This window comes from Tepidimonas sp., from assembly GCF_046292505.1.
GTDB lineage: Bacteria > Pseudomonadota > Gammaproteobacteria > Burkholderiales > Burkholderiaceae_C > Tepidimonas.
Map to the genome: position 1 here is coordinate 1 of NZ_JBKBQX010000065.1, position 1,867 is coordinate 1,867.

Here is a 1,867-nt window from a genome sequence, read left to right on the forward strand (position 1 = left end):
GGGCCTAAGCACAGCAGCGCCAGCGGACGCGACCCTGGCGGACAGCCCAGCACATCGGCCACCTGCTGCGGGTCGAAGATCGACACCCAGCCCATGCCCAGCCCCTCGGCGCGCGCAGCAAGCCACAGATTTTGGATGGCGCAAGCCACGGAGGCCACGTCCATCTCCGGCAAGGTGCGCCGGCCAAAGACATGCCGCTCACGTTCAGGCATCAGCACCACGGCCCAAAGCTCGGCGGCTTCCAGAATACCCTCCACCTTCAGGCGCGCAAACGCCGCGCCGCGCTCGCCAAGCGCCTCGGCGGTGCGCGCCCGCTCCTGCTGCACCAGCGCGTGCAAGCGTTGGCGCTGCTCGGGCTGCGTGATGCGGATCCAGCGCCACGGTTGCATGAAGCCGACGCTGGGTGCCCAGTGCGCCGCGCGCAGCAGCCGCACCAGCACGTCGGGCTCCACGCGACCGCCGGCAAAGTGGCGCATGTCGCGCCGCAGCTCCATGGCGCGATAGACCGCCGCGCGCGCGGCGGGGTCAAAAGCGTGTTCGGCAACCTCGGGTTGCGCATGGGATGAGAGCGCAGACATGACGAACTTCAGTTCCAATCGTTCAACGCCACGTGGTGGGCTTGCCAACGCTGCGCCCACTGGCGAGCCTGGCCAAGCGCGGGGCGATCGTCGTCGGCGTCCACCACCACACAGACCTCCAAAGCCGGGCGCGGCGGCGCCTGCCGCACCCGCCCGTCGGTAATCAGCCACAGCACCTGCCGCGCGCGCCCGCCTGTGCGCCGCGCCCACGCCAGCGCCAGCGTCTCGGCGCGCTGCAGAGCCGCCGCCAGCGGGGTGCCGCCGCCCCCTCCTACCGCGCGCACGGCCACCCCCAAGGCGCGCCGCGCTGGCGCGGGCGGCTGCAGCACCTGCACGCCCTGCCCGCCAGCCAGCAGCAGCGCCACATGCTGGCCGCAGCGCGCGGCGCGCTGCAGCAGCGCCAGCGCCACCGCCTTGGCGCGTGCCAGACGCCCACGGCGCAGCATCGACCCGGAAGCATCCAGCACGATGACGTGCAGGCACGCCGGCTCGGGCGCCACGGCGCGCCAGACCAAGTCGGCGGCCCGCAGCGGACGGAGCCCCTTGCGCGCCAGGGTGGCGAGCCAATCCAACCTCACCCGCGCGGCACCATCGCGCCGGGCAGACGCCTGGGCATGGTCCGTCCACAACAGCCCCGGCGCGACGGGCGGCATGCGCGCGCCGGCGGGGCCTAGGGCTTTGGGACAGGCCAGCCTCCCGGCGCCTGACCCAGCGGCGGCGCGATGCCGACCGGCTGCGGTGGCAAGACGCCCCAGTCAGCGTCACCCGCGGCGGCATGGCGTTGGGGGCTCTGGCCTTGCGGGTGGCCGGCTTGCGGCGCCGACCGATCGGTTGGCGCGCTGGGCGTGCCTTGCGGCGGCGCCGACGGCCACGGGGGCGTGATCGCGCTGCCTGTATCCTGAGCGCTGGCCGCTGCCAGGCCGCCGCGCCGGTGCGCCAGTGCCCACGGGGCCGCCGCCTGCAAATCGGCCCCGTCTATGGCAGTCTTACCGTGCCAGGCCGCATGCGCGCGCGCCGCTTTCAGCAGCGTCAAGTCGCCGCGCAGGCCGTCGGCGCCGCTTTGCAGCGCCAGCGCGCAGGCTTGCGCGATGAGGTCGTCCGACCATGTGAGCGCCCCCAGCGCTTGCCGCGCGCGCTGCAAGCGCTGCCGCAGCGCCGGCGGTTGCGCTTGGTAGCGGGCGACAAACGCCGCCGGGTCGGCTTCGAAGGCCAGCCGGCGCGCCCAGCACCTTGGTGCCCAGGCGCAGGTAGCCCTTGACCAGCGCCGGCGGCTCCACCGGCAGGGTGTC

At 74.1% G+C, this 1,867-nt stretch carries 3 protein-coding genes; all 3 read right to left on the reverse strand.

Translation table 11 applies throughout. The features are described 5' to 3' along the window. On the reverse strand, positions 1-578 hold a 578-nt coding region (gene bluB, locus ACK4TH_RS11580), incomplete at its 3' end, for a 5,6-dimethylbenzimidazole synthase (protein WP_409626633.1). An 8-nt stretch (positions 579-586) separates the two neighbouring features. After that, the gene (locus tag ACK4TH_RS11585) at positions 587-1,231 is read right to left on the reverse strand and encodes a vWA domain-containing protein (RefSeq protein WP_409626635.1); all 645 of its coding nucleotides are present in this window, start codon (positions 1,229-1,231) and stop codon (positions 587-589) included. A gap of 17 nt (positions 1,232-1,248) precedes the next feature. Further along, positions 1,249-1,719 carry a hypothetical protein gene (locus ACK4TH_RS11590; RefSeq protein WP_409626637.1) on the reverse strand — a complete coding sequence of 157 codons (471 nt, stop codon included), beginning with the start codon at positions 1,717-1,719 and terminating at the stop codon, positions 1,249-1,251. Between the last annotated feature and the right edge of the window lie 148 nt (positions 1,720-1,867).